The organism is Limosilactobacillus gastricus DSM 16045 (genome assembly GCF_001434365.1).
GTDB lineage: Bacteria > Bacillota > Bacilli > Lactobacillales > Lactobacillaceae > Limosilactobacillus > Limosilactobacillus gastricus.
The window spans coordinates 23,082-47,596 of the sequence record NZ_AZFN01000011.1 but is presented as its reverse complement, the minus strand read 5'-3'; the positions used below and the strand labels follow the sequence as shown (position 1 = coordinate 47,596).

33 protein-coding genes are annotated in these 24,515 nt (G+C 42.4%); all 33 read right to left on the bottom strand.

All coding sequences use genetic code 11. The annotated features are described in order from the left end of the window. Position 1: 1 nt before the first annotated feature. The 33 genes from gatA to rplN all read right to left on the bottom strand — a co-directional run bounded on the left by gatA (position 2) and on the right by rplN (position 24,496). Positions 2 to 1,474 carry an Asp-tRNA(Asn)/Glu-tRNA(Gln) amidotransferase subunit GatA gene (gene gatA / locus FC60_RS04895; RefSeq protein ID WP_056937324.1) on the bottom strand — a complete coding sequence of 491 codons (1,473 nt, stop codon included), beginning with the start codon at positions 1,472 to 1,474 and terminating at the stop codon, positions 2 to 4. Beyond that, complete coding sequence (gene gatC / locus FC60_RS04890; RefSeq protein WP_056937323.1) at positions 1,474 to 1,791, bottom strand: Asp-tRNA(Asn)/Glu-tRNA(Gln) amidotransferase subunit GatC; 318 nt, start codon at positions 1,789 to 1,791, stop codon at positions 1,474 to 1,476. The genes gatA and gatC overlap by 1 nt, the downstream gene beginning before the upstream one ends. Positions 1,792 to 1,922: 131 nt before the next feature. Continuing rightward, positions 1,923 to 3,032: a CamS family sex pheromone protein gene (locus FC60_RS04885; RefSeq protein WP_007122444.1), complete on the bottom strand. Its 1,110-nt coding sequence runs from the start codon at positions 3,030 to 3,032 to the stop codon at positions 1,923 to 1,925. Next, positions 3,029 to 5,068 (bottom strand): NAD-dependent DNA ligase LigA, encoded by a 2,040-nt coding sequence (gene ligA, locus FC60_RS04880; protein WP_056937322.1) that lies wholly within the window; start codon positions 5,066 to 5,068, stop codon positions 3,029 to 3,031. Before ligA ends, FC60_RS04885 begins: the two co-directional genes overlap by 4 nt. A gap of 4 nt (positions 5,069 to 5,072) precedes the next feature. Further along, positions 5,073 to 7,361 carry a DNA helicase PcrA gene (gene pcrA, locus FC60_RS04875; protein WP_056937350.1) on the bottom strand — a complete coding sequence of 763 codons (2,289 nt, stop codon included), beginning with the start codon at positions 7,359 to 7,361 and terminating at the stop codon, positions 5,073 to 5,075. An 85-nt stretch (positions 7,362 to 7,446) separates the two neighbouring features. Continuing rightward, the gene (locus FC60_RS04870) at positions 7,447 to 8,574 is read right to left on the bottom strand and encodes an ATP-grasp domain-containing protein (protein ID WP_162252176.1); all 1,128 of its coding nucleotides are present in this window, start codon (positions 8,572 to 8,574) and stop codon (positions 7,447 to 7,449) included. A 19-nt stretch (positions 8,575 to 8,593) separates the two neighbouring features. Beyond that, positions 8,594 to 9,226 carry a glycoside hydrolase family 73 protein gene (locus FC60_RS04865; RefSeq protein WP_056937320.1) on the bottom strand — a complete coding sequence of 211 codons (633 nt, stop codon included), beginning with the start codon at positions 9,224 to 9,226 and terminating at the stop codon, positions 8,594 to 8,596. A gap of 149 nt (positions 9,227 to 9,375) precedes the next feature. Then, positions 9,376 to 10,149 (bottom strand): (S)-acetoin forming diacetyl reductase, encoded by a 774-nt coding sequence (locus FC60_RS04860; protein WP_007121960.1) that lies wholly within the window; start codon positions 10,147 to 10,149, stop codon positions 9,376 to 9,378. 100 nt (positions 10,150 to 10,249) lie between these two features. Next, the gene (locus FC60_RS04855; RefSeq protein WP_056937319.1) at positions 10,250 to 11,164 is read right to left on the bottom strand and encodes a prenyltransferase; all 915 of its coding nucleotides are present in this window, start codon (positions 11,162 to 11,164) and stop codon (positions 10,250 to 10,252) included. Positions 11,165 to 11,312: 148 nt separating this feature from the next. Next, positions 11,313 to 11,708, bottom strand: coding sequence for a 30S ribosomal protein S9 (gene rpsI, locus FC60_RS04850; RefSeq protein ID WP_056937318.1), 396 nt, complete (start codon positions 11,706 to 11,708; stop codon positions 11,313 to 11,315). A gap of 13 nt (positions 11,709 to 11,721) precedes the next feature. After that, complete coding sequence (gene rplM / locus FC60_RS04845; protein WP_056937317.1) at positions 11,722 to 12,165, bottom strand: 50S ribosomal protein L13; 444 nt, start codon at positions 12,163 to 12,165, stop codon at positions 11,722 to 11,724. Between the two features lie 96 nt (positions 12,166 to 12,261). Beyond that, complete coding sequence (gene truA, locus FC60_RS04840; protein WP_056937316.1) at positions 12,262 to 13,044, bottom strand: tRNA pseudouridine(38-40) synthase TruA; 783 nt, start codon at positions 13,042 to 13,044, stop codon at positions 12,262 to 12,264. A 10-nt stretch (positions 13,045 to 13,054) separates the two neighbouring features. Beyond that, positions 13,055 to 13,858 carry an energy-coupling factor transporter transmembrane component T family protein gene (locus FC60_RS04835; protein WP_007121965.1) on the bottom strand — a complete coding sequence of 268 codons (804 nt, stop codon included), beginning with the start codon at positions 13,856 to 13,858 and terminating at the stop codon, positions 13,055 to 13,057. Continuing rightward, on the bottom strand, positions 13,851 to 14,714 hold the full coding sequence (locus FC60_RS04830; protein ID WP_056937315.1) for an energy-coupling factor transporter ATPase: 864 nt from the start codon (positions 14,712 to 14,714) through the stop codon (positions 13,851 to 13,853). Before FC60_RS04830 ends, FC60_RS04835 begins: the two co-directional genes overlap by 8 nt. Next, entirely contained in the window at positions 14,687 to 15,523 is an 837-nt protein-coding gene (locus FC60_RS04825) for an energy-coupling factor transporter ATPase (RefSeq protein ID WP_056937314.1), read from the bottom strand. Before FC60_RS04825 ends, FC60_RS04830 begins: the two co-directional genes overlap by 28 nt. Positions 15,524 to 15,702: 179 nt before the next feature. Then, positions 15,703 to 16,083, bottom strand: coding sequence for a 50S ribosomal protein L17 (gene rplQ, locus FC60_RS04820; protein WP_056937313.1), 381 nt, complete (start codon positions 16,081 to 16,083; stop codon positions 15,703 to 15,705). 35 nt (positions 16,084 to 16,118) lie between these two features. Further along, positions 16,119 to 17,063, bottom strand: coding sequence for a DNA-directed RNA polymerase subunit alpha (locus tag FC60_RS04815; protein WP_056937312.1), 945 nt, complete (start codon positions 17,061 to 17,063; stop codon positions 16,119 to 16,121). Positions 17,064 to 17,139: 76 nt separating this feature from the next. Continuing rightward, on the bottom strand, positions 17,140 to 17,529 hold the full coding sequence (gene rpsK, locus FC60_RS04810; RefSeq protein ID WP_007121970.1) for a 30S ribosomal protein S11: 390 nt from the start codon (positions 17,527 to 17,529) through the stop codon (positions 17,140 to 17,142). Between the two features lie 31 nt (positions 17,530 to 17,560). After that, complete coding sequence (gene rpsM / locus FC60_RS04805) at positions 17,561 to 17,926, bottom strand: 30S ribosomal protein S13 (protein WP_007121971.1); 366 nt, start codon at positions 17,924 to 17,926, stop codon at positions 17,561 to 17,563. Between the two features lie 20 nt (positions 17,927 to 17,946). After that, a complete protein-coding gene (gene rpmJ / locus FC60_RS04800; protein ID WP_040467954.1) occupies positions 17,947 to 18,063 on the bottom strand; it encodes a 50S ribosomal protein L36 in 117 nt (38 codons plus the stop codon). 33 nt (positions 18,064 to 18,096) lie between these two features. After that, positions 18,097 to 18,315 carry a translation initiation factor IF-1 gene (gene infA / locus FC60_RS04795; RefSeq protein ID WP_003681606.1) on the bottom strand — a complete coding sequence of 73 codons (219 nt, stop codon included), beginning with the start codon at positions 18,313 to 18,315 and terminating at the stop codon, positions 18,097 to 18,099. A gap of 120 nt (positions 18,316 to 18,435) precedes the next feature. Then, positions 18,436 to 19,092, bottom strand: a complete 657-nt coding sequence (locus tag FC60_RS04790; protein ID WP_338033675.1) for an adenylate kinase — start codon at positions 19,090 to 19,092, stop codon at positions 18,436 to 18,438. 23 nt (positions 19,093 to 19,115) lie between these two features. Further along, on the bottom strand, positions 19,116 to 20,420 hold the full coding sequence (secY, locus tag FC60_RS04785) for a preprotein translocase subunit SecY (protein ID WP_007121973.1): 1,305 nt from the start codon (positions 20,418 to 20,420) through the stop codon (positions 19,116 to 19,118). Next, entirely contained in the window at positions 20,420 to 20,854 is a 435-nt protein-coding gene (gene rplO / locus FC60_RS04780) for a 50S ribosomal protein L15 (RefSeq protein WP_056937311.1), read from the bottom strand. The genes secY and rplO overlap by 1 nt, the downstream gene beginning before the upstream one ends. A gap of 31 nt (positions 20,855 to 20,885) precedes the next feature. Further along, on the bottom strand, positions 20,886 to 21,068 hold the full coding sequence (gene rpmD, locus FC60_RS04775) for a 50S ribosomal protein L30 (protein ID WP_040467955.1): 183 nt from the start codon (positions 21,066 to 21,068) through the stop codon (positions 20,886 to 20,888). A 12-nt stretch (positions 21,069 to 21,080) separates the two neighbouring features. After that, on the bottom strand, positions 21,081 to 21,593 hold the full coding sequence (rpsE, locus tag FC60_RS04770; protein WP_007121975.1) for a 30S ribosomal protein S5: 513 nt from the start codon (positions 21,591 to 21,593) through the stop codon (positions 21,081 to 21,083). A 21-nt stretch (positions 21,594 to 21,614) separates the two neighbouring features. Next, entirely contained in the window at positions 21,615 to 21,980 is a 366-nt protein-coding gene (rplR, locus tag FC60_RS04765; RefSeq protein WP_056937310.1) for a 50S ribosomal protein L18, read from the bottom strand. A 49-nt stretch (positions 21,981 to 22,029) separates the two neighbouring features. After that, the gene (rplF, locus tag FC60_RS04760; RefSeq protein ID WP_007121977.1) at positions 22,030 to 22,566 is read right to left on the bottom strand and encodes a 50S ribosomal protein L6; all 537 of its coding nucleotides are present in this window, start codon (positions 22,564 to 22,566) and stop codon (positions 22,030 to 22,032) included. Between the two features lie 25 nt (positions 22,567 to 22,591). Then, positions 22,592 to 22,990, bottom strand: a complete 399-nt coding sequence (gene rpsH, locus FC60_RS04755) for a 30S ribosomal protein S8 (protein ID WP_007121978.1) — start codon at positions 22,988 to 22,990, stop codon at positions 22,592 to 22,594. Positions 22,991 to 23,021: 31 nt separating this feature from the next. Next, positions 23,022 to 23,207, bottom strand: coding sequence for a type Z 30S ribosomal protein S14 (locus FC60_RS04750; RefSeq protein ID WP_056937309.1), 186 nt, complete (start codon positions 23,205 to 23,207; stop codon positions 23,022 to 23,024). 15 nt (positions 23,208 to 23,222) lie between these two features. After that, positions 23,223 to 23,765, bottom strand: coding sequence for a 50S ribosomal protein L5 (rplE, locus tag FC60_RS04745; RefSeq protein WP_056937308.1), 543 nt, complete (start codon positions 23,763 to 23,765; stop codon positions 23,223 to 23,225). A 27-nt stretch (positions 23,766 to 23,792) separates the two neighbouring features. After that, positions 23,793 to 24,101, bottom strand: coding sequence for a 50S ribosomal protein L24 (gene rplX, locus FC60_RS04740; RefSeq protein ID WP_056937307.1), 309 nt, complete (start codon positions 24,099 to 24,101; stop codon positions 23,793 to 23,795). A 26-nt stretch (positions 24,102 to 24,127) separates the two neighbouring features. After that, positions 24,128 to 24,496, bottom strand: coding sequence for a 50S ribosomal protein L14 (rplN, locus tag FC60_RS04735; RefSeq protein ID WP_007121981.1), 369 nt, complete (start codon positions 24,494 to 24,496; stop codon positions 24,128 to 24,130). Positions 24,497 to 24,515 lie beyond the last annotated feature (19 nt).

Below are 24,515 nucleotides of genomic sequence, written 5' to 3'. Positions count from 1 at the left end.
TTTATTGGTCCCCTCCTAACTTTGCCGTTTGTTTATGATGATCGGTGGTTTGTTCAAATACGTAGGCCGTCTTATATAAGGTTGCTTCATCGTACTTCTTTCCGATTAATTGCATCCCCACTGGCATGCCATTAACCTTAGAGAAACCAGCTGGAACGGACATTGCTGGAACCCCAGCAAGATTTGCCGTCACCGTTAAGACGTCGTTGTAGTACATCTTCGTTGGGTCGTCAATATTCTCCCCAATCTTAAAGGCGGTTGAAGTTCCCGTGGCCCCGATGATGACATCATGGTCAGCAAAGACTTTTTCAAAATCTTCCGCAATTAAGCGCCGAATTTTCGCCGCCTTATTGAAGTAAGCATCATAAAAGCCGGCTGATAGAGAGAAGGTTCCCAGCATGATCCGCCGTTTGACTTCATCCCCAAAGCCTTCAGACCGCGTTTTGACATAGACGTCTTCCAGGTTCTTCACATCATCGGCCCGGAAGCCATAGCGAATCCCATCGAAACGTTGTAAGTTTGAGGACGCCTCAGAAGATGCCAAGATATAGTAAGCTGGCACGCCGTATTTAGTATGTGGCAAGGAAACTTCATCCACCGTTGCCCCTAGCGATACTAAGTGGTCTAAGCCAGCTTGAATCACTTCGCGAACATCCGCATCAATGGCATCGCTCATATATTCTTTAGGCACCCCAATCCGAAGTCCCTTCACATTAGCTTCATCTAAGCCCGCCACAAAATCCGGTACAGGACGATGAGAAGAAGTCATATCATGATCATCTTGTCCGCTAATTGCGGTCATCAAGATGGCATTATCCTTAACGTTCTGGGTTAACCAGCCAACTTGGTCAAAGCTTGATCCAAAGGCAATCACGCCCCAACGTGAAACTCGCCCATAGGTTGGTTTCATCCCTACAATACCGTTAAAGGAAGCGGGCATCCGGATCGAACCACCGGTATCGGTTCCAAAGGCCCCTAATACATCGCCAGCTGCTACCGCGGCGGCCGAACCACCAGAAGATCCCCCTGGTACTCGACTTAAGTCCCAAGGATTGTGAGTCGTCCCGAAATATGAAGTTTCCGTAGAGGATCCCATGGCGAATTCGTCTAAATTGGTTTTACCAACGTTGATAAAACCAGCCGCATTTAATTTTTCAATGACCGTGGCATCATAAACCGGCATGAAGTTTTCCAAAATCTTGGAAGCAGCCGTCGTCCGCAAGCCCTTGGTTAAGATATTGTCCTTAACCGCTAAGGGAATTCCGGCCAATAATTGGTCTGCCGGAATACCAGCTTCATCTAAGTCCTTGGCCTTGGCTAAAGCGGCTTCATCATTGCGGGTAATAAAAGCTTGTACATCCGCTTCGGTTTCATCCATCCGCGCTAAACTGGCCTTGACTAATTCGGTGGCAGTCACCTTACCCGCCACTAAGTCAGCATGTAATTGGCTAATGTCAGTTTGACGATAATCCATTATTCGCCATCCTCACTTTCATCTAAAATCGCTGGCACCTTGATTAAGCCATCTTCCGTTTCAGGAGCATTGGCCAGTAGGGCTTGTCGCATCTCCTCACTACTTTTAACGGCTTCGTCTTCCCGTAAGACGTTCACTTCATCAGTGGCGGTCGTCATTGGCTTGACCTGTTCAGTATCGACTTCTGCTAATTGGTTAAACAGATCAATAATTTCTTCCAATTGTGGTACAAAATGGTCCAGCTCCGCATCAGTAAATGATAGCTTGGCTAGTTCAGCCACGTGTTGAACTTGTTCACGGTCTAAATTTTCTGCCATGACTTTCGAACCCTCTTTTCTCTAAATTTTAAAACAATACTATATTGAATTTTACCATAAATCAGTCATTTAATTATCATCCTTATCGGATTCCAAATAAAAAATCGTCTCAAAGGACGATTTCTTAAAATCTAATAGGATGAGAAGACGTGGGATTCATAATCATCAGAATTGCTATTCCGATAAACTACAGATTGAATTTCATTATCCGAAGTTTGAATCTTGATTTCAATCGGAATCCCACTTGGAAGATACTTCTTAGCCTGGCGCTCAATGTATTGCGTGAAACTTTGAATTTCACTAGAACTATAGAATTGGGTCGTCACCGAAATATTCATTCCGGATAATTCCCCATTATAGTATTGCGCTTGCGCCGTTACTCCAGAGATGTTCGGGAAGAAGTTTTGGACCTTATTCTTAAAGTTCGTAAAGTTACTATCATCACTTTGATCATCTTCCGTCGTTGAGGTCGCATCACTAGATTTCGGTAAGATCTTCGTGGAGTAATTTAACTTATGCCACTCACTAATGGTGCTCCCGTTGTTCCGACTATATGCAACATAGTTACCACCTACCAGGCTGTCTGAGGAAGCTTGCCGATAAATCGCAATCACAATTGGAATATTCTTCAGCTTACTATTTTTCCGTAATCGCTTCAGAATTTTTGCAGCCGCTTCTTTCCCCTTGGCGAGTCCTTCAGCTTTACTAATGGTCTTGGTATAGTATGGACCATCGGTTTCTTTTTGATATTGATATTCCGAGTTAACAGCAATCCCAATTACCATGCCCCGTAATTTCAAGTTATTACCATCTTGGGTCATGTAATCTTGTTCTTCAATTTGTTGAATATATTCAGGATTGGGATCATCACTGCTCCCCTTTTTAGGGTTTAAGCCCGCCGCATTAGATGAAACCCGGGCCAGCCAATGATTAATGGTAGTCGAACTTAAATATTGTCCCTCTTGGAAAATATAGGTTTTCGTCGAGAAAATTCGTTTGGCAACGGTCGTTAAGCCCGAATCAAAACTCTTTAAACTAGCCGTCGAATTCCCATTACTACTATTAACCCCCCGAGACTTACTGGTTCGGTATTTACCATTTACCACCACGGTCCGGTAATTGCCACTTCCGCCTGACGAAAGGGTCGTCACCTTACTTTTTGAGCTAGTTGAACAGGCTGCCAGGCCAATTGATAGACCGGCTAGCATCCCGACGGTCAGCATCCGTTTCAATAATTTCATGCTTCTGTTGCCCCTTTCATGGCCTCCGCAAATTGTGTTTCATTCCAGATTTCAATTCCCAATGACTGAGCCTTAGTCAGCTTACTACCGGCTTTTTCGCCCGCAATTAGTAAGTCCGTTTTTTTAGAAACGCTCCCCGTTACCGTCGCACCATGTTGACTCAACCAATTAGTTGCTTCCTGGCGGGTCATCGTGGTTAAAGAGCCGGTTAAGACCACGCGGCGATCCTGCCATTCCGCACTAGCCACCTGACCTTGGGGCGCTAAATAATCAAAGTTCAGCCCCGCGGCTTTTAATTCATCTAATAAAGTTTGCACCTGGGGATTGGCAAAATAGGTTTCCACACTTTGTCCAATTGTATCACCTAAATTGTCAACTTGCGCAATTGTTTGGGCCTTGGCAACTTTTAATTCGTCTAGTGAACCAAAGCGTTGCGCTAATAATAAGGCTGCTTTCGCCCCTACATGACGAATGCCTAAGCCAAAAATTAGTCGTTCTACCGAATTATGCCGGCTTTGTTCAATCGAATTAATAAGGTTCTGAGCAGACTTTTCACCAAATTTTGGTAGGTCTAATAACTGTTCACTAGTTAATCGATATAAATCAGCTACATCATGGATCAGTTGATGATCCCACAATTGTTCAATAATTTTGGGACCTAAACCATCAATATTCATGGCATTCCGCGAGGCAAAATGCGCTAACCCTTCCTTAATTTGAGCTGGACACATAGGATTAATGCATCGTAATGCGACTTCATCTGTTAAATGAACCAAAGTAGACCCACAGACCGGACAAGTCGTCGGAATTTGATAAGGCTGACTATCAGCCGGTCGCTTCGCCTTTACCACAGTCGAAATTTCTGGAATAATATCGCCAGCCTTGTGTAACAAGACCGTATCACCGATCCGAATATCTTTCGCCATCAAATAGTCAGGATTATGCAGGGACGCCCGACTCACGGTCGTACCAGCTAATTGGACCGGATCCATAACGGCAGTTGGCGTAACATTACCCGTTCGGCCAACCGTCCATTCAATCTCGCGGACCACGGTTGGCTCTTCTTCAGGCGGGAATTTATAGGCAATTTCCCACCGCGGAACCTTCACGGTGTTTCCTAAAGCCACTTGCGTATCTAAATCGTTGACCTTTTCAACGATCCCATCGATTCCATAGGGTAATTGATCCCGTTGTGCAGTATATTCATCAATATAAGCTTGAATTTCTTCATCATTCTGGACCACCCGATAATTAGGATTAACCGGAAAGCCTAGGGCCGCCATTTTTTCTAAGGCCTGGGTTTGGGTTTGCAGACCTAATTGTTGGTATTCAGGAATGTAGTACATAAAGACCGCTAATTGCCTTTTAGCCGTAATCTTTGGGTCCAGTTGGCGTAAACTGCCGGCCGCCGCATTCCGCGGGTTAGCAAAGACTGGTTCCCCATTTGCTTCCCGTTCTGCATTTAGTTGTGCAAAGGCCGCTTTGGGCATGTAACATTCACCCCGAAATTCCATCGACAGGGGTTCACTTAATTCTAAGGGAATATCTTTAATCGTCTTAACGTTAGCGGTGACGTCTTCGCCAATTTGCCCATTCCCACGAGTGGATCCTTGGACCAAATGACCATTTTCATAAACCAAGGATAAAGATAGGCCGTCGATTTTTAATTCCAAGTTATATTCGGCTTCCACATCTACCTCGGTAGAAGCTTGTTGCCGTTGATTAAATTCAAATAATTCTGCTGGCGAGAACACATCTCCCATCGAAAGCATGGGAATGGCATGATTAACTTTTCCCAGTTGACTTTCCGTTTGTCCGCCCACTCGTTGGGTCGGCGAATCTGGACTCACTAAATCTGGAAATTTACCTTCAATTTCAACCAAGCGTTGGTAGGTCCGATCATAAACATAATCTTCAACAGTTGGTTGATCTTGTTCATAATATTCTTTGCCCCATTGAATTAATTGAGCTCGTAAGGTTGGTAATTCTACTTGTGCTTGATCGTGACTTAAGTCGCTTACTGGAACTTCTGCCATCAGCTCAGTCCTCAACTTTCGTAATTGGGGCAAAACTGGCTAATAAGCGCTTCACCCCTTGTTGTGGGAAGGCAATATCTAATTCCATATCCGTTCCCGTTCCATTAACTGAGACCACCGTCCCTGTTCCCCACTTTTTGTGGGTCACCTTATCACCAGTTTGCCAAGCCTGTTGATCTGCTCCGGTCCCTGAATTTGCGACCTTTGGGGCGACTTTCTTGCCTGGAGTCCGCCGCGGTTTGGCTTTGTAAGTCGTGGCTTGACTAGCCTGACTGGCATAGCCACCATACAAGCCACCTTTTCCAGTTCCAAAGGCCATACCACCTTCATTTTCAGTTTTAATCAAAGAATCATCAATCTCATCGATAAAATCAGATGGTTGATTCCGTTGTACCCGACCATACAACATCCGCGAAAAGGCATTGGTAAGGTACAGCTTGCGTTTGGCCCGCGTGATCCCCACATAGGCTAAGCGCCGTTCTTCTTCCATCTCATCCGTTCTTTCCATTGCGCGAGCCAATGGGAAAATTCCTTGTTCCATCCCAATCAAGAAAATGACTGGGAACTCCAATCCTTTAGCGGCATGTAAAGTCATTAAGGTTACGGCAGGTTCTTGTTCATCCACATCATCTTGATCAGATACCAAAGCTAAGTCAGCTAGGAAGTTAATGATCTTTTCCATTTGTGGGAGGTCATCAGCAGCATGTTGTTTATCATACTCAGCCGTAACGGACTTAAATTCATCCAAGTTCTCCCGCCGAGCTTGGGCTTGCAGACTCTTATCTTGACGCAATGCTTCATCATAGCCAGATTTGTCTAAAATCAATTCAGTTAAATCGGTAATTGACAGTTGACTCGCTTGATCTGTCAAGTCCGCCATTAATTGACCAAATTGATCTAATTTATTGCGGGCGGCGGCACCGATTTGATTAGCATTAATTACATTTTGGGCGGCATATAATAGTGGCCAGTGATTATCATCGGCAAATTCTCGTAAATGATCCACACTCGTGTCCCCAATTCCTCGCTTGGGCGTATTCACGACCCGGGTGAAGGACATTGAATCTTGCGGATTAACAATTAAAGTCAAATAAGCTAAAATATCCCGAATTTCCTTTCGGTCATAAAACTTATGTCCTCCCACCATTGTGTATGGGATACTCGATTTCAGGAAGGTTTCTTCAATCACCCGCGATTGGGCATTAGTACGGTAGAGGACGGCAAAATCATTGTAATGGTATTGATGGTTAGCCCGCTCTTCTTGAATTTTCTTTACGATAAACTGTGCTTCATCGTGTTCGTTTTGCGCGCGATAGTAAGAAATCTTTTCGCCCGCCCCATTTTCCGTCCATAAATTCTTATCCTTACGTTGCAAGTTGTTGATAATCACTTCATTAGCAGCTTTCAGGATGGTTTGCGTCGACCGATAATTTTGTTCCAACATAACTGTTTGGGCTTGAGGGTAATCACGTTCAAAATTCAAAATATTATTCATGTTGGCCCCCCGCCAACCGTAAATGCTTTGATCAGCATCCCCAACCACACAAAGGTTTTGGTACTTTTGGGCTAACAGATTAACCAATTGATATTGGGCATCGTTCGTATCTTGATATTCGTCGACGTGAATGTAATGGAATTTATCTTGATAATAGGCCAAGGTATCCGATGAGGTCTGGAACAATTCAATGGTTTTCATAATCAGGTCATCAAAATCTAGGGATTGGTTATTAGCCAATTCCGTTTGGTAACTTTGATAAACCTTTCCCACCATTTGTTCAAAGGGCCCACGATGCTTTTCTAGATATTGCTCTGGCGTTTCCATAGCGTTTTTAGCATTGGAAATGGCCGATAAGATCGAGCGTGGATCAAATTTTTGCGTATCTATGTTTTGATCCTCACAAATCCGCTTCACCAAAGTCCGCTGTTCACTACTATCCGCAATGGTGAAAGCACGGTTAAAGCCAATCCGATCAATATCACGCCGCAAAATCCGTACACATAAGGCATGGAAAGTCGAAACCCAAACGTCGCGTGCATTTTCCCCCAAGAGTTTACCAACCCGTTCTTGCATCTCGCGCGCCGCCTTATTAGTAAAGGCAATGGCAAGAATATTCCAAGGTAGGACATGCTTTTCTTCAATTAAAAAAGCAATTCGATGGGTTAAAACCCGCGTCTTCCCAGATCCTGCACCGGCCATCACTAATAATGGCCCTTCCGTGGTTAATACCGCTTCTTGTTGCTTATCATTCATTCCCTGTAATAATGATTGTTCAGTCACGCTAATTCTCCTCATTTTTGTTGTCCGAACTACATTATATAGCATGGACTTTTTAGATAAAAACATAAAAAATCCCCAAGAGGATTATTTCTTCTGGGGATCAATCATCCGTCGGCTTGGTTGTTAAATTCAAATCGGCTAATTGCTGCTTTAAGTTGCTTAGTTCATCACCAGTTAACCAGACAAAGCCTTGGACCCGACTTAAGGGAGCGGGTAAATATTCAACTTGCCAATTGGCTTGCTCTAAAACTGCTTGATTAATTGTCGCTTGTTGTTCCTCGTAAATCGGGACCATTACCACTTCTTGCAGTAAATCAACTTCATGGGCAACCATGCCCACGGCCATCCGAACAAGTTGTTCTTCCGGCATGACACTGACTGCTGCTTGTAAAGCGACATTGCTAATCGAAAGTCCCGGCACAATTTCATCAACGTAAAGATTACCAGATTCAGTGGTATAAAATTTCAAGGTTAAGGTTCCTTGATAACCTAAGGTAGTGATGATTTCGCGACTAACCCGTTCGACTTCACTTTCCAAAGCAGGGTCCACTTCTTCAACTACTTGGGCCATCACTAATCGGCGTTGTTCATTATACGATTCTTGCACGATTGGATAGTAAATGAAATGTTCGCCATCATAAGCGACCGTCAAGGCATATTCAGCAGAGTGATCAATCCACGATTCCAGAATATAACTACCAGCCTGAATAAATGCATCCGCACGGGCAATATCCGTTTGCCGATTTAAGCGAAGGATACTTTCTCCCCGTCCCCGTTGAATGGATTTTAAAACTGCTGGATAGCCAATGGCGTCAATTGATTGGTAAACTTCGTCTAAATTAACCACCGTATCATAAGGTGGCATATTCACATTCAGTTGGTCCAACAAGGCTCGTTCCACAATCCGATCCTGCACAATTTCTAAGGCCCCATAACCTTGGGGAACGGTCGTAAATTGCGTCAAATACTTTAAAATAACCGCATCTAACAAAGGATTGGTGTAGATGACTGCATCACATTGTTGCCCAAACTTTTGTAAGGATTCTTTGACCCGATAATTATCAACAATAGTCTGATCAGCCCACTGTTCCAATTGTGGATCATGATGATCTAAATATAAATAAACATTTAAACCCAACTGCTTAACGACCGTGATCAATCGCCATTGATAGTCTTCTAGGCCAATGATTCCCAGAGTCCCCTTATTGGTTAAACTTGCATTATCCACAATCATCCCTCTTTTCTAATTAATTATCATACTGGTCTAAATCGTAAGTTTGAATGATGTTAATTAACTTCTTCGCGTAGTCTGGGTCCGTTGCATAATCGGCATCCTGGAGAGCTTGCGCCGCATCCTTATAGTTCGTTGCGTTCACCACGGCCGAATAATTATTGGAATTATAATAAGTCCCATTCAGCATTAACTTAGTATGATCTGCGATCGAAGCATTCCAACTACTATATACTTTAAAGCGTCCACTAATCGTCACCCATTGACCATTGGTATATTCCTTGGTCGACATGACCTTTGAATTGGCACCGGATCCTTTAATCCCGAAGAGGTTATGATAGTCTTTAGCGAGGCTACTCTTCCCCCAATTCGATTCTAGGATTGCCTGAGCAATGGTAATGGAAGACATGACATGGTATTTAGTTTGCATCTTTTGGGCTTCGGGAGCGATCTTTTTAATAAAGTCACGCTTTTCCTTGGCCTGCTTTTCAATCGTTTGTTGTTGTTCATATTGTTGACGATAACGCATACAAACGTGTCGTCCAAAATAGGCCCCGACTAAGTCTACTAACATTACTAAGATGATAATCGTCCACTTCAGTCCCCGATTCATCTTTCGTTTTTTTGTCCGTCGTCTTCTTTTTGCCACCTTTATTCTCCTCGAATGTAATACTGTTAATATCATACCGTACTTAGCAAGATAAATTAACCATTTTTAATACTTTATTCTGGGAAAAAATAATGAAAATTATTTTAAAGAAATTAAAAACCGACTCCGTCAGGAATCGGTTCAATTTTTTAGTGGAATTGCATCCCACCATCAACTTCAAGGGTTTGTCCGGTAATGTAATCTGAATCTGGTCCAGCTAAAAAGGCAACTGCACTGGCCACTTCTTCTGGTTCGGAAAGCCGGCCTAAGGCAATATCCTTAGCAAAGGTTTGCATTCCCCATTCATCACTCTTTCCAGCATTCTTACCAACTTGGTGAGCAATGTCATACATCATTGGAGTCTTAACAATCCCAGGTGCAAAGGCATTTACCGTGGTTCCTTCTTCTGCTAATTCCCGGGCCACAACTTGAGTAATTCCCCGAATGGCAAACTTGGAACTAGAATAAACGGTTAGGTTCGGGTTACCAACGACCCCGGCTTGGGAAGTCGCATTAATAATCTTACCAGGGTGACCAAGCTTCTTAAAAGCCGCATGAGCAGCTTGGATACCCCAAATCGTCCCACCGACGTTAATGCCATAGACATAATCAAGATCATCTGGAGTAACTGTATCAATCGGCGTTGTTGGAGCAACCCCTGCATTGTTAACCATGACATTTAAGTCACCATAGTGGTCAACCACTTGGTCAACGGCAGCGAATACTTCATCCCGCTTAGCAACGTCAGCTGTAACGGCAAAGGCCTCTCCGCCATTAGCTTCGATTTCTGCCACTACTTCGTTTAGTTTATCAGCATGACGAGCTAAAACAGCCACCGCAAAACCATCTTTAGCTAATCGTTCAGCAATTGCCTTTCCAATTCCTTGACCAGCTCCCGTAACTAAAGCAACTTTCTTAGACATGATTTGTCCTCCGTTTGTGATTTATTTAATATTTACGATTACTATTTTACCGAAATTCACAAACGGTTACAAGTAATTTGTCTATCCTTTCACAAAAGGATTAGATCAAGCTTATCATCAAGCCGATAATCTCACTTACTAAGATTAATAGGATAATTTGAATACTATTCAAAAAAGTAGTTGCTTTATCTGGATAGTGAACAAATTCATTAATCTTCTTTTCTACCATGGGAAAGGTCAAGAAAACCACAATCGTAGAAAATGGTAAAACATGGCTCCCAATCCCAACAGCAATAGCCAGATAAGCTAGATAGTAACAGATGCGCCATAACCGACAGCCATTAACCTGACCAATAAAAGTAATCAAGGTATGCCGTCCCATCCGTTGATCCTCTACTAGGTCACTTATATTATTAGCTAACATGAGATTACTAATCACCAAAATCGTTGGCAAGGCCACTAGTAACATGCGCCCTAAAAAGGCACCATCAACGTGTACTGTTGTCGCAACATTAATGTAAGTCCCTAAAAGCACAATATTGAATCCCATCGTGATTCCAGAAACAGGTTCGCCTAAAGGGGTCTTTAAAATTGGATAAGGGCCACCGGAATAGAAATACCCTACCAGAAAACTAATGATCCCTATAATTAAAAGTAACACACCCGTTTGATAAACCAGGATTAGTCCAATGAGCATGGTAAAAATTGCAAGACTTACAATCGTCAGTTTGGCTACCCACACTGGAATTTGAAACCGTTGAATTACATTATTGTGGCTTCCTTCAATTTGTTGATCTTTATGAAAGCGAAAGTAATCTGACAACTGATTATGGGCATTTACAGCAAAATGAAAAGCCACACAGGCCACCATTAACCAAAATGACCCCCACCAATTGATTTGATGATAAGTTACCCCAGCATACAGAAAACCAATGATAAAAGGCAAGGCTGACACTACTACTGTCTTAGATTGCAGTAAGGCATTGATTTGCGAAAAACGTCCAATTGAAACCATCGATAAATCCTCCCATAGGTAAAAAATTGCCTTTTAAGTATACCGAAATGGAAGACAATAAAGAAGACATATGCTCTGGTATATAAGCCAAACAAAAAACACCTGCCAAAATGACAAGTGTTTTTTGATGGATAAGATAATCGGTATCTTAACGCTTACTAAATTGAGCAGCCTTACGAGCCTTCTTAAGCCCTGGCTTACGACGTTCCTTCATCCGTGGGTCCCGAGTTAAAAGACCAGCCTTTTTCAAGACATCGCGGAAATCTGGATCGACAGCTAACAAGGCACGAGCAATCCCGTGACGAGTAGCACCGGCTTGACCAGAGAAACCACCACCACGAACGTTAACTAAAACGTCATATTGACCTTCAGTCTTCGTTGCTGCAAATGGTTGGTTTACAATGGCACGTAAGTTAGCAAACGGAATGTAATCTTCGATTGCACGGCCGTTCACAGTAATCTTACCAGAACCTGGTACCAAACGAACACGTGCAGATGAATCCTTACGCCGTCCTGTACCGCTATATTGTACTTGTTGAGCCAATTCCGTCCCCTCCTTAAATTAAGTTCGTAATATCTAATACTTCTGGCTTTTGTGCTTCGTGCTTGTGATTTGCATCAGCGTACACGTGCAACTTCATCCCAGTCTTGCGACCAAGTGGGTTGTGAGGAAGCATCCCCTTGATAGTCTTTTCAACCATCCGTTCTGGGGCTAAAGCTAAGTATTCAGCAGCTGACCGCTTCTTCAAACCACCTGGGTGATTTGAGTGACGGTAGTACATCTTTTGGCTTAACTTCTTACCAGTTAACTTAACTTGTGCAGCGTTGATAACGATCACATTGTCACCAGTATCAACGTGTGGGGTAAAGGTTGGCTTGTTCTTACCACGTAAAACTGAGGCAACAACTGATGCTAAACGTCCCAATGGAACGTCAGTAGCATCAACAATGTACCATTTACGGTCAACTTCACCAGGTTTTGCCATGTATGTCGTTCTCACGATTAAGTTCCTCCAATATTTGTCTTTCTTTTACAATTAATTGTGTACCGAGTAATTAATGGAAAAGAAATACCAATTAGTAGTTTACTTGATATTTCAGCAATCGTCAATGTTTTTTGCTGGTGAATCCGCATAATTCACCCTAACAAGATATAGCCCTGTCGCCGGAGCTGTCATCCGTGCCGCTTGTCTATCTTTTGCTGCTAAAACTCGCGGAATATCATCAACTGGCCGTTGTCCATTCCCAATTTCTAATAATAAGGCTACCATAATCCGTACCTGATTATATAAAAAACCATTCCCCTCAAATTCGAAAATGACTTCATGATTGATTTCATCTCGTCTAACCAAAACGTCATCAATCCGCCTTACATTGCTTTGAGCTTGACTACCGGAAGCCACAAAACTAGTGAAATCATGTTCACCTAGCAGGTCTTGGGACGCTCGTTGCATTTTCGCCAAATCCAGCGGATATTTATAATGCGCCGTGTAGAGCCGCTTAAAAGGATCGACAAATTCGCCTTGATCAACGCGATACCGATACCGTTTGCTATGAGTATCATAGCGAGCATGAAAATTATTTGGCACCCGCTCGGCTTTTTTTACCAGAATATCCAAGGGTAAGATACTATTTAAGGCCTTCCGCATCGACTCATCCGGTATCAGATAGGGCATATCAAAATGCGCTACCTGATTTAGGGCATGGACTCCCGCATCCGTTCGTCCTGATCCAATAACATGTAAGGGCGGATCAGGGTTCTTGGCAATTTTATTCACGGCCGTTTTTAATGTTTGTTCTACCGTTCGCTTATGGGGCTGGATTTGAAAGCCAGAAAAGCCGGCCCCATCATAGGCAAAAGTAATTTTATAACGATACAAAGTGCGCCTCCTATAACCAGATTCGTAACAAGCCTAAGGCAATGGTTACCACAAGCATTGCCACCATTGCCTGTGTGTCTTGCCGTTGCCATGCAATGACTCGATACTGACTACGTGCTTGATCTGGATTATATCCCCGTGCTTCCATCGCCGTGGCTAATTCATCGGCCCGTTTAAAGGAACTCACTAATAAAGGGACCATGATCGGTACTAATTGCTTAATGCGTTTAATTAAACTACCTTCATTAAAATTAACTCCTCGCGAGCGTTGCGCATTCATGATCGTCGTCACTTCATTCATCAAAGTTGGGACAAACCGCAACGCAATCGACATCATCATGGTTAATTGATTAACAGGTACTTTCAAAGCCTGCAATGGTTTCATAAGGATCTCTAAGCCAGTCGCTAACTCTAAAGATTCGGTCGTTAAAGTTAAAACGGTCGATGCATTAATAATTAGGACAAAGCGCATAATGATTACTAAGGCCTGTTTTAAGCCGCCACTCGTAATAGCCAGGATTCCCCATTGCCAATAAACGGTCCCGCCGGAAGAAAAGAGGATCTGAATTGCAACCGTAAAGGTAATTAAGCCGATTAACACCTTAATCCCATTCCAATACATTTTAAAGGAAATTTTGGTCATCACCATGGCAATACCTAAAATGAAAGTTAACCATGCATAGGTCCAAAAATTTTTAGCGAAGAATACTAAGATCACAAACCAAAAACAAGCAATGATTTTTGCCCGTGGATCAAGTCGATGTAACCAAGAATTGGTGGGAACGTAGGAACCAAATAGAACTTTATTATTCATCTTGATCCCTCCACATTTGAATTATTTGATCTGCTAACTGATCAGTTGTCAACGGTAAACCATCCCAGGTTATCCCGCGTTGTCCTAAATTAGTGGCTAATTGAATCGCTTTGGGTAAACGTAAATGATTATCAGCGAGCAAATCTGATTGTATAAATAAATCCTGTGGACTGCCTTGGAAAGCCAATTGACCATGATTTAAAACCATGACCTCATCGGCTAATTGCGCCACAATTTCCATTTGGTGTGTCACGATTAAGATCATTAAACCTTGATCCTGCAGATCACGAACTAAGGTTAATAATTCGGCTTGTCCTTCAGGGTCTAAGCCGACCGTTGGTTCATCGAGGATCAGAATCTCAGGGTGCATCGCTAAAACTCCCGCAATGGCCACCCGACGTTGTTGTCCACCCGATAATTCAAATGGTGAATGCTTTAATAATTCTAAGGGAAAGTTTAGTTGTTCGAGGGCCGCTTGTGCACGTTCTTGTGCCTTCTCATCTGATAAGCCTTGGTTTAAGGGGCCAAATTTGACGTCGTCAAGGACTGACTCCGCGAATAATTGTTTTTCTGGAAATTGAAAGACGTAGCCCACTAATCGCCGGAGTTTACCCAATTCTTTTGCTGGTGTTTCATTCGTAATTGTAAAATCACCAAGCGTGATTGAACCAGCCGTTGGAAGAATTAAACCATCAATTAATTGCATTAAGGTCGATTTCCCACTCCCTGTGTGGCCGATAATAGCCGTCGTTGCCCCTTGTTTGAAGGTCGTCGTAATCTTAGTAAGCGCCGGTTGAGCCATAACCGAGTTTGCTTGATAGATGTATGTTAAATCTTTGAATCTAATTGCTTCCATAGCCACATTTCCAATTGTTCACTAGTATTGACATCCGCCGGTGCTGAGATGCCAGCCGCAGTCAAACGATCAAGTAAGCGCCGTACGAAAACCGGTTTAAGGTGATGGGACGCCATCAATTCTTGATTCATGACCGTTTCTTGCGGTGTTCCTACCTTAATAATTTGGCCTTTATCCATTAAAATCACCCGATCAGCTAATAACGCCTCTTCCAAATCATGGGTAATTGAGAGGACTGATAACTTACTTTCTCGGCGTAATTCTACGATTAAGTTCAAAATTTCAGCACGACCTTCTGGATCTAACATACTGGTCGCTTCGTCTAAAATCAAAAGTTGCGGTGCTAAGGCCAGGATCCCCGCGATAGCAACCCGTTGTTTTTGCCCACCTGATAGTTGTTCAGGCTGATGATTAGCAAAATCAACCATATCAACCCGCTTTAGTACTCTTTGGACCTTATCTTGCATGACTGGTCGGCTGATTTGACGATTTTCTAAACCAAAAGCAATATCATCGGCCACCGTTGCACCAACAAACTGGTTATCAGGATTCTGAAAAACAAAGCCGATCTTTTGATGGATTAAAGAAAGATTATCATTGTCTACAGGCAGTTGATCAATCCGAATACTCCCCTGGTCAGGAGACAAAAGGCCATCAATCAAGCGCGCTAAAGTCGATTTTCCACTTCCATTATGACCAATAATGGCAACCCATTCATTTGCTTCAATTTCAAAAGATAGATCATGTAAAACCGACTCATCACTATCCGGATAGGTAAAAGATAAGTTACGGACTTCAACAAGTGACATCTGACACCTCCAAATTGATATCTAAACCATTGTACCAAAAAAAGAGGATAAAAAAAATCACTTACAACTGGGATGCGTCCGTAGACATTCGAGCTAGACTAAAAGATTTCTCTTCATCATCGTAACACTCTATATCACCTGTCATAGTGATTCTTTATTACGTATTTAATTATTAGTGATTAAACCAATTCTAAGATAACCATCTTAGCGCCATCACCACGACGAGGCATCGTCTTAAGGATCCGGGTGTAACCACCGTTCCGGTCAGCATACTTAGGAGCAAGGTCTTCAAAAAGACTTTGTAATGCTGATTGAACCTTGATATCGTCGCCATCTTCTTTAACGTCAGCAACAACATTACGTACAAAAGCAGCCGCTTTCCGACGAGATGCTAAATCACCACGCTTAGCTAAAGTGATCATTTGATCCATTGTCTTGCGAACTTCCTTAGCCCGAGGTTCAGTAGTTGTGATTGAACCATTAACAATCAAACTAGTAGTCAAATCACGTAATAAAGCTTTCCGTTGGGAACTAGTCCGACCTAATTTACGGTAACTCATTAGTTCTCCCTCCTTTTAATCTTTTTTATCTTATATTAGTCTTCTTGACGAAATCCAACGCCAAGATCAGCTAACTTCAACTTGATTTCATCCAAGGACTTTTGACCAAGATTCCGAACTTTCATCATGTCTAATTCAGTCCGTTCCGTTAAGTCTTTTACCGTTTGGATATCAGCCCGCTTCAAACAGTTGTATGAACGTACCGATAAATCAAGTTCTTCGATTGTCTTATCAAGTACCTTTTCTTGATGCGTTTCTTCACGTTCTACCATCACTTGGGTGGTTTGGGCTTCTTCAGTTAAGTTAACAAACATTGCTAAATGATCATTTAGAATCTTAGCAGCTAAACTGATAGCGTCAGTTGGGGTTAAAGAACCATTAGTCCAAACGTCCAAAGTCAATTTATCATAATCATTGCTTTGCCCAACCCGAGTGTTTTCAACAGTATAGTTGACACGATCAATTGGGGTATAAATTGAGTCAATTGGTAAAACACCAATTGCACTCATATCCATGTTAGACTTGTTATCATCAGCTGATGAATATCCACGACCCTTGTCAGCAGTCATCTTAATATGCAATTCTGCACCGTCAGCAACTGTTGCTAAGTGAAGGTCAGGGTTTAAGATAGAAACGTCACCATAGCCTTGAATATCAGCAGCGGTCACTTCAGTTGGACCCTTTACGTCAACTTCAAGATCTTTAGCATCATCGCCATCAATTCTTAAAGCTACTTTCTTAAGGTTCAAAATGATTTGAGTAACATCCTCCGTTACCCCATCAACCGTACTAAATTCATGTAAAACACCATCAATTTGAATGCTAGTAATTGCCGCACCCGGTAATGAAGCTAACATCACTCGACGAAGTGAATTTCCCAATGTCGTTCCGTAACCACGTTCTAATGGTTCAACGACAAACTTACCGAAGTTGTCAGTTTCTTCGATTTTGTGAATGTTTGGTTTTTCGAATTCGATCATTCTACTCTGCTACCCCTTTCAAAACGTGAATCGCAATTGTAAAGGCACCTGCCCGATTAAAACATCGTGGTGCATCTTAAACACGACGACGTTTTGGAGGGCGAGAACCGTTATGTGGCACTGGAGTTACATCACGAATAGCCGTAACTTCAAGACCTGCAGCTTGAAGGGCACGAATTGCTGATTCACGACCGGAACCAGGACCCTTAACTTCAGCTTCAACAGTCTTCATCCCATGTTCCATTGCTTGCTTAGCCGCAGCTTCTGAAGCCATTTGAGCAGCAAATGGAGTTGACTTCCGACTACCCTTAAATCCAAGAACACCAGCTGAAGACCAAGCCACAGCATTTCCTTGAACATCAGTAATCATAATCAAAGTGTTGTTAAAAGTTGAGTGAATGTGTGCAACACCAGTTTCGACATTCTTCTTGACACGACGCTTACGTGTACCTTTTTTAGTTGCCATAAACTAATTTACCTCCTTCTTTAAAAATTGATTACTTCTTCTTACCTGCAATCGCAACAGCCTTCCCCTTACGAGTCCGCGCGTTGTTCTTAGTGTGTTGTCCACGCACAGGTAATCCACGACGGTGACGCATCCCACGGTATGATCCAATTTCTTGGAGCCGCTTGATGTTCATTGAAACTTCCCGACGTAAGTCCCCTTCAACCTTTAATTGGTCAACTTGAACCCGAAGCTTATCTTCTTGATCAGGAGTAAGGTCACGAACACGAACGTCTTCTGAAACGCCCGCAGCTGCACAAATCTTTTGGGCAGTCGTGTTACCAATTCCGTAGATATATGTTAAACCGATTACGATTCGCTTATCACGAGGTAAATCGACACCTGAAATCCGAGCCATTTAGACACCTCCTTTATAAATTATTTACCTTGGCGCTGCTTGTGCTTTGGGTTTTGGCAAATTACCATTACCCGACCACGCCGCTTAACAATTTTACAATTATCGCACATCTTTTTTACTGATGGTCGTACTTTCATCGTGAAAATCCTCCTAATGCTTGATCTATCTGTTTATTTAAACCGGAAGGTAATTCGACCTTTAGTCAAATCATAAGGAGACATTTCAACCCGCACCCGATCACCAGGTAGGATCTTGATATAGTGCATCCGGATCTTACCTGAGACATGGGCTAAAATTTCTACCCCATTCTCCAATTCAACTTTAAACATCGCATTCGGTAAAGTTTCAGTAACCTTACCTTCAACTTCAATAACATCGGCTTTTGCCACTGACAGTTCCTCCTTGAACGTTATAACAAAAAACGTAAAAACGGTGTAAGACACACTGATCCCCCACAAAACTAGATAAACCTTGAATAGTTTAACATAACCGCAAAAGGTTTACAACACCTAGTCCGTTAGGCCTGTTAGAACTTTTTTGACATCGGCATAAACTTTATCGATGTCTTGTTCACCATCGATATTGTAAAGTAACCCTTGTTGTTCATAGAAGTCAATCAATGGCGTATTAAGCTTGATGTTTACATCAAACCGATTCTTAACCGTTTCAGGTTTATCATCATCCCGTTGATAAAAATCATGTTGACCACAAACATCACATGTACCTTCTACCTTAGGCATATTGTACAAACGATGGTAGGTTGTCCCACAATTACGGCAAATGAAACGACCGCTTAAACGTTCCACTAAGATATCAGGGTTAACGTGAATGTTAATCACTGCATCTAATTTCCGTCCTGAATCAGCTAACATTTGGTTCAAACTTTTAGCTTGTACCAAATTACGAGGAAAACCATCTAACATGAAACCTTTGGCCGTATCAGCTTCAGCTAATCGTTCTTTAACGATCCCATTCGTAACTTCATCTGGCACTAATTCACCTTTATCGATGAATTGCTTTGCCTGAATGCCCATAGGTGTTTCGTTCTTAATTGCCGCACGGAAGATGTCACCTGTAGAAATATGAGGAACATCAAATTCCTGAACAATTAATTGCGCTTGCGTCCCTTTTCCGGCACCAGGTAACCCCATCAAAACCAAATTCATAGTACTCATTGGAATTTCCTCCATTATTTATCCTCATGGATGAAACCAACGTATTCACGTTTAGTTGTCATCCCTTTTAATTGTCGAACAACGTCTAGGGCAATTTGGACAACGATTAGCAAACTCGTTCCCCCTAATCCAATTGACTCGCTTAGACCAAACCACACACTGGCCAATAACGGAATCAACGAGATTAATCCAAGGAAGAGTGAACCAACCGTACTTAACCGCATCAAAAGCTTTGAAACAAAATCTTGGGTGCCACGTCCTGGTCGAACACCAGTAATGTAACTACCTTGTTTTTGTAAATTCTCGGCTAGTTTTTCAGGGTTAACTTGCACAAAGGCGTAGAAAAACGTAAATGCAACAATCAAAACAGTGTATAAGGTAATTCCAGGCCCAGACGAAAGGTTAAAAATACTGGTTAAAATTTGATACCAAGTATCCCCAGAATGTGCCTGCTGAAATGCCACTAGAATCGTTTGAGGAGTAGAAATAAATGCTCCAGCAAAGATAACTGGAATCACCCCTGAAACATTTATCTTTAAAGGAAGATAACTGTTAGCAGGAGCAGTGGTTGTGCGACGCGTATATTGAATCCGTAACCGTCGTTCAGCCTGTTGAACCCAAGTCACAAATTGAACAATAATCAATAATGCAATCACAACAACAGCAACGAATCCAATTCCTTCCCAAAGGGCGGAACCAGATTCACCTGCGATTTGATCGTTCCATAATTGAACAATCCCACCGGGAATTTGAGCTAAAATACCCGCGAAAATGATCATAGAAACTCCGTTACCAAGCCCGCGCTCAGTTATCATATCACCAAGCCAGGTTGCAAACATGGTCCCAGCCGTCAATATCAGACCAATGGTAATGTATGAAGTAACCCCCGGAGTTTCAACTAACTTAATTGAGCTTAACGCACTAAAACCGGCCGTAATTCCGATTGATTGAATAAAACCAAGGACTATGGTTAACCAACGCGTGGCTTGATTCAATTTTCGACGACCAACCTCACCTTGCTTACTCCATTCTACAAATTTGGGAACAATATCCATTTGGAGTAATTGCACCACGATTTGAGCAGTAATGTAAGGTGATACCCCCATGGCGAATAGAGAATAATTAGATAATCCCCCACCACTAAAGGTATTTAAAATTGATGCTAATCCAGAATTAGCAAGGGATTGCAATGCACCAGCATTGACGCCTGGAACAGTGATATATGATCCCAACCGGTAAACAAACAATACAAATAAAGTAAAGAAAATCTTACCGCGAATTTCTTTAACCTTAAATGCATCTTTGACGGTTGAAAACATTAGATCACCTCGGTTTGACCACCAGCAGCTTCAATTGCTTTAACAGCAGAATCAGAGAACTTGTTAGCTTTAACCGTTAACTTCTTTTCTAATTTACCGTTTGCTAAAACTTTGACACCACTCTTAACATTCTTGATCACACCATTAGCAACCAATACTTCTGGGGTAACTTCAGCCCCATCTTCGAATTGATTTAAAGTCGTTAAGGAAACTAATGCGTAGTCCTTGTGACTCATGCTAGTGAATCCACGCTTTGGCTTTTGCCGGTAAAGAGGCATTTGGCCCCCTTCAAATCCAAGACGAGTCTTACCATGAGCCTTTTGACCCTTAGTACCACGTCCCGAAGTGAAACCATGACCAGATGATAAACCACGCCCCTTACGTAAACGCTTGAAACGTGAACCTTCTGAAGGCTTTAATTCGTTTAATTTCATTAGGTTGGCACCTCCTTATTCTAATATTTTATTACTTAACTTCTTCTACTGAAACTAAGTGAGCAACCTTGAAAATTGCTCCCCGGGTTGCAGCGTTATCTGGCAAGATATTGGAACTGTTAATCTTACCTAGACCTAAAGCCTGAATCGTCTTCCGTTGAGTTGGTTGGCGGTGGGCAACGCTGTGGATTAAAGTAACTTTAACTTTAGCCATAATTATGTCCTCCTATTTTGCCAAATGGTCAACTGAAACACCACGTAATTGTGATACTTCTTCAGCACTCTTCAATGCCTTAAGTCCTTCAAATGTAGCACGCACAACATTAATTGGTGTGTTGGAACCAAGACGCTTGGAAGTCACATCAGCAACCCCAGCAAGTTCCATGACGTTACGAACCGCACCTCCGGCAGTAACCCCAGTACCTTCAGCAGAAGGCTTAAGCATAATCTTTCCACCACCGAAAGTCCCAATGACTTCGTGAGGAATTGTCGTGCCAACCATTGGGACACTAATCAAGTTCTTTTGGGCAGCTGCGGAAGCCTTTCGAATTGCTTCAGGAACTTCTTGGGCCTTACCAGTCCCAAACCCAACGTGACCATTGTGGTCTCCGACTACAACAAGTGCAGCAAACCGTAAACGACGACCACCCTTAACAACCTTAGTAATCCGGTTGATTGAAACAACTTGATCTTCTAAATCCAATTTAGCTGGGTCGATGTATGATTGTGTTGATGCCATTACTGGAAATTCTCCTTTCAATTAGAATTGCAGTCCGTTTTCACGAGCAGCTTCAGCTAAGGCTTGTACCCGACCATGGTAAAGATAACCACCACGGTCGAAAACAACCACGCTAATGTTCTTCTCAGCCGCACGCTTAGCAACTAAAGCACCAACGCTAGCAGCTTGTTCAGTTTTAGTGTTTCCACTAACTTCACTATCATGTCTTGAGGCACTTGCGAGCGTTACACCCTTCACGTCATCAATTACTTGAGCGTAAATGTTCTTGTTTGAACGGTAAACACTTAAACGTGGGCGCTCGGCAGTACCAGAGATCTTACCACGGACACGCTTGTGGCGCCGTTGACGGATCTTGTTCTTATCTGGTTTAGAAATCACAACTGTCACCTCTTAAAATAATCTTTCTTCAATAAATTTAACTCGTAAGAATTAAAAATTACTTACCAGTCTTACCTTCCTTGCGGATAATGTGTTCGTTTTCGTAACGAATACCCTTACCCTTATATGGTTCAGGTGAACGTACGGCACGAACTTCAGCGGCGAAGTCACCAACATGTTCCTTGTTAATACCACTAATTTCAATAGTCGTGTTATCTGGAACAGCAACTTCAAGATCTTCAGGCTTTTCCATTTCAACAGGGTTTGAGTAACCAACCGTTAAAGTCAAAGTAGTTCCCTTAAATTGGGCCCGGTAACCAACACCGACTAACTTCATTGTCTTCTTGAAGCCCTTAGTAACCCCTTCAACCATGTTAGCAACATTCGCACGGGTAGCACCATGTAGGGCCCGAACAGTATTAACGTCACTATCACGAGTGAAAGTAACCACATTTCCATCAATCTTCATCGTGATTAATGGTGAAATTTCACGAGTTAAGGTTCCTTTTGGTCCCTTAACCGTTACAACATTGCCGTCTTGAGAAATTTCAACACCTTCTGGTAAATCAATTTCTTTATAACCAATACGACTCATGCGTACACCTCCTTCGTATTATATTTTACCAAACGTAAGCAATCACTTCGCCACCGACCTTTTGAGCCCGGGCTACCTTATCAGTTACAACCCCGTTTGAAGTTGAAACAATAGCAATACCCAAACCATTTAAGACCTTTGGCACAGCGTCAGCTTTAACGTATGAACGAAGACCAGGCTTTGAAATCCGCTTAAGGCCAGTAATTACACGTTCGCCATCCTTACCGTACTTCAAGAATACGCGGATGATGCCTTGTTTGTTGTCTTCTACATATTCAACATCGCGAATGAAACCTTCATTTTTTAAGATTTCAGCAATGTCCTTCTTCATCTTTGATGCAGGTGCTTCTACTGATTCGTGGTGGGCCATGTTAGCATTACGAATCCGAGTAAGAAAATCTGCAATTGGATCGCTCATAGACATCTATGTATTTCCTCCTTGTCGTGGATTTAGTTTACCAACTAGCCTTCTTCATACCAGGAATTTGTCCCTTGTGGGCCAAGTCACGTAAACAAAGCCGGCAAAGGTGGAACTTACGGTAAACTGAGTGCGGACGACCACAACGTTCACAACGCGTATAAGCTTGGGTTGAGAACTTGGCCGGACGCTTGTTTTTAGCAACTAATGATTTTTTAGCCAATTGTGGAACCTCCTATTACTTAGCGAATGGCATACCTAATTGTGCCAATAATTCATGTGATTCTTCATCTGAATTAGCCGTTGTAACAATTACAACATCTAAACCACGAACCCGCTTAACATTATCATAATCAATTTCAGGGAAAATCAATTGTTCACGAATTCCAAGAGTGTAGTTACCACGACCATCAAAGGCCTTGTTGCTAACCCCGTGGAAGTCACGAACCCGTGGTAATGAAACATTGATCAACTTATCCAAGAAGTCATACATCCGATCACCACGAAGAGTAACCTTCGCACCAATTGCCATTCCTTCACGAAGACGGAAACCAGCGATTGACTTCTTAGCCTTTGTAATCAAAGGCTTTTGACCAGAAATCAAACCTAATTCTTCAACGGCTTCATCAAGGTTCTTTGAGTTGGTGGTTGCATCACCAACACCCATGTTTAAAACAACTTTTTCAATCTTAGGTGCGGCCATCACTGAAGAGTAGTTAAACTTTTCAATTAATGATGGGCGAACTTCGCTTTCGTACTTAGCTTTTAAACGGTTTTCCATTAGTAATAATTCCTCCTTTCCCTAAAATTAATCAATTTGTTGACCGGACTTCTTAGCCACCCGGACTTTCTTACCATCAACAACTTGGTAGCCAACACGAGTTGGTTCGTTAGTTGGAGGATCAAGAAGCATAACGTTTGAAGCATTAATTGGAGCTTCTTGATCGATAATCCCACCATTAGGATTTACATTGCTAGGCTTTTGGTGTTTCTTGACAACATTAACACCTTCGACGATAACCCGGTTTTCACTTGCAAGAGTCTTCTTAACAGTACCTTCTTGACCCTTGTCCTTACCGGCAATAACGCGAACTTTGTCACCTGTTTTTAAGAACATGTGTGCACCTCCTTATTATCGGTATTTTATAGAACTTCTGGGGCAAGTGAGATGATCTTCATGTAATCATCATCACGTAATTCACGGGCGATTGGTCCGAAAATCCGAGTACCCTTAGGACTCTTATCATTGTTAATCAAAACGGCAGCATTTTCGTCAAACTTAATGTATGAACCGTCAGCACGGTGTAAACCATGCTTAGTCCGTACGACAACAGCCTTGACAACGTCACCTTTTTTGACAACGCCACCTGGTGTTGCTTGTTTAACAGTAGCAACAATAACGTCACCAATATTACCAGTCTTAACACGGGAGCCACCCAGGATCTTAATTACTAAAAGTTCACGGGCACCAGAGTTATCTGCGACTTTTAACCGACTTTCTTGTTGAATCACGGTTAGTGTCCTCCTTCCA

Coding starts and splice junctions, on each gene's coding strand:
- ligA (WP_056937322.1), bottom strand. CDS start 5,068: ATGGCAGAAGTTCCAGTAAGCGACTTAAGTCACGATCAAGCACAAGTA.
- FC60_RS04855 (WP_056937319.1), bottom strand. CDS start 11,164: ATGGTTTCAATTGGACGTTTTTCGCAAATCAATGCCTTACTGCAATCT.
- FC60_RS04830 (WP_056937315.1), bottom strand. CDS start 14,714: ATGGAAGCAATTAGATTCAAAGATTTAACATACATCTATCAAGCAAAC.
- rpsK (WP_007121970.1), bottom strand. CDS start 17,529: ATGGCAACTAAAAAAGGTACACGTAAGCGTCGTGTCAAGAAGAATGTC.
- rpsM (WP_007121971.1), bottom strand. CDS start 17,926: ATGGCTCGGATTTCAGGTGTCGATTTACCTCGTGATAAGCGAATCGTA.
- rpsH (WP_007121978.1), bottom strand. CDS start 22,990: ATGTCTATGAGCGATCCAATTGCAGATTTTCTTACTCGGATTCGTAAT.
- FC60_RS04885 (WP_007122444.1), bottom strand. CDS start 3,032: ATGAAATTATTGAAACGGATGCTGACCGTCGGGATGCTAGCCGGTCTA.
- gatC (WP_056937323.1), bottom strand. CDS start 1,791: ATGGCAGAAAATTTAGACCGTGAACAAGTTCAACACGTGGCTGAACTA.
- secY (WP_007121973.1), bottom strand. CDS start 20,420: ATGTTTTCAACCGTCAAAGATGCATTTAAGGTTAAAGAAATTCGCGGT.
- FC60_RS04860 (WP_007121960.1), bottom strand. CDS start 10,149: ATGTCTAAGAAAGTTGCTTTAGTTACGGGAGCTGGTCAAGGAATTGGA.
- rpsE (WP_007121975.1), bottom strand. CDS start 21,593: ATGGCATCAACACAATCATACATCGACCCAGCTAAATTGGATTTAGAA.
- rplX (WP_056937307.1), bottom strand. CDS start 24,101: ATGTTCTTAAAAACAGGTGACAAAGTTCGCGTTATTGCCGGTAAGGAC.
- rpmJ (WP_040467954.1), bottom strand. CDS start 18,063: ATGAAAGTACGACCATCAGTAAAAAAGATGTGCGATAATTGTAAAATT.
- FC60_RS04815 (WP_056937312.1), bottom strand. CDS start 17,063: ATGATCGAATTCGAAAAACCAAACATTCACAAAATCGAAGAAACTGAC.
- FC60_RS04835 (WP_007121965.1), bottom strand. CDS start 13,858: ATGAATAATAAAGTTCTATTTGGTTCCTACGTTCCCACCAATTCTTGG.
- gatA (WP_056937324.1), bottom strand. CDS start 1,474: ATGGATTATCGTCAAACTGACATTAGCCAATTACATGCTGACTTAGTG.
- rplQ (WP_056937313.1), bottom strand. CDS start 16,083: ATGAGTTACCGTAAATTAGGTCGGACTAGTTCCCAACGGAAAGCTTTA.
- rplF (WP_007121977.1), bottom strand. CDS start 22,566: ATGAGTCGTATTGGTTATAAAGAAATTGATTTACCAGAAGGTGTTGAA.
- FC60_RS04790 (WP_338033675.1), bottom strand. CDS start 19,092: ATGAATTTGGTTTTGATGGGGTTACCTGGTGCCGGAAAAGGGACGCAA.
- FC60_RS04825 (WP_056937314.1), bottom strand. CDS start 15,523: ATGTCACTTGTTGAAGTCCGTAACTTATCTTTTACCTATCCGGATAGT.
- rplE (WP_056937308.1), bottom strand. CDS start 23,765: ATGGAAAACCGTTTAAAAGCTAAGTACGAAAGCGAAGTTCGCCCATCA.
- rpmD (WP_040467955.1), bottom strand. CDS start 21,068: ATGGCTAAAGTTAAAGTTACTTTAATCCACAGCGTTGCCCACCGCCAA.
- rplO (WP_056937311.1), bottom strand. CDS start 20,854: ATGAAATTAAACGAATTAAAGCCTTCAGAAGGTTCACGTTTCAAGCGT.
- pcrA (WP_056937350.1), bottom strand. CDS start 7,361: ATGAGGAGAATTAGCGTGACTGAACAATCATTATTACAGGGAATGAAT.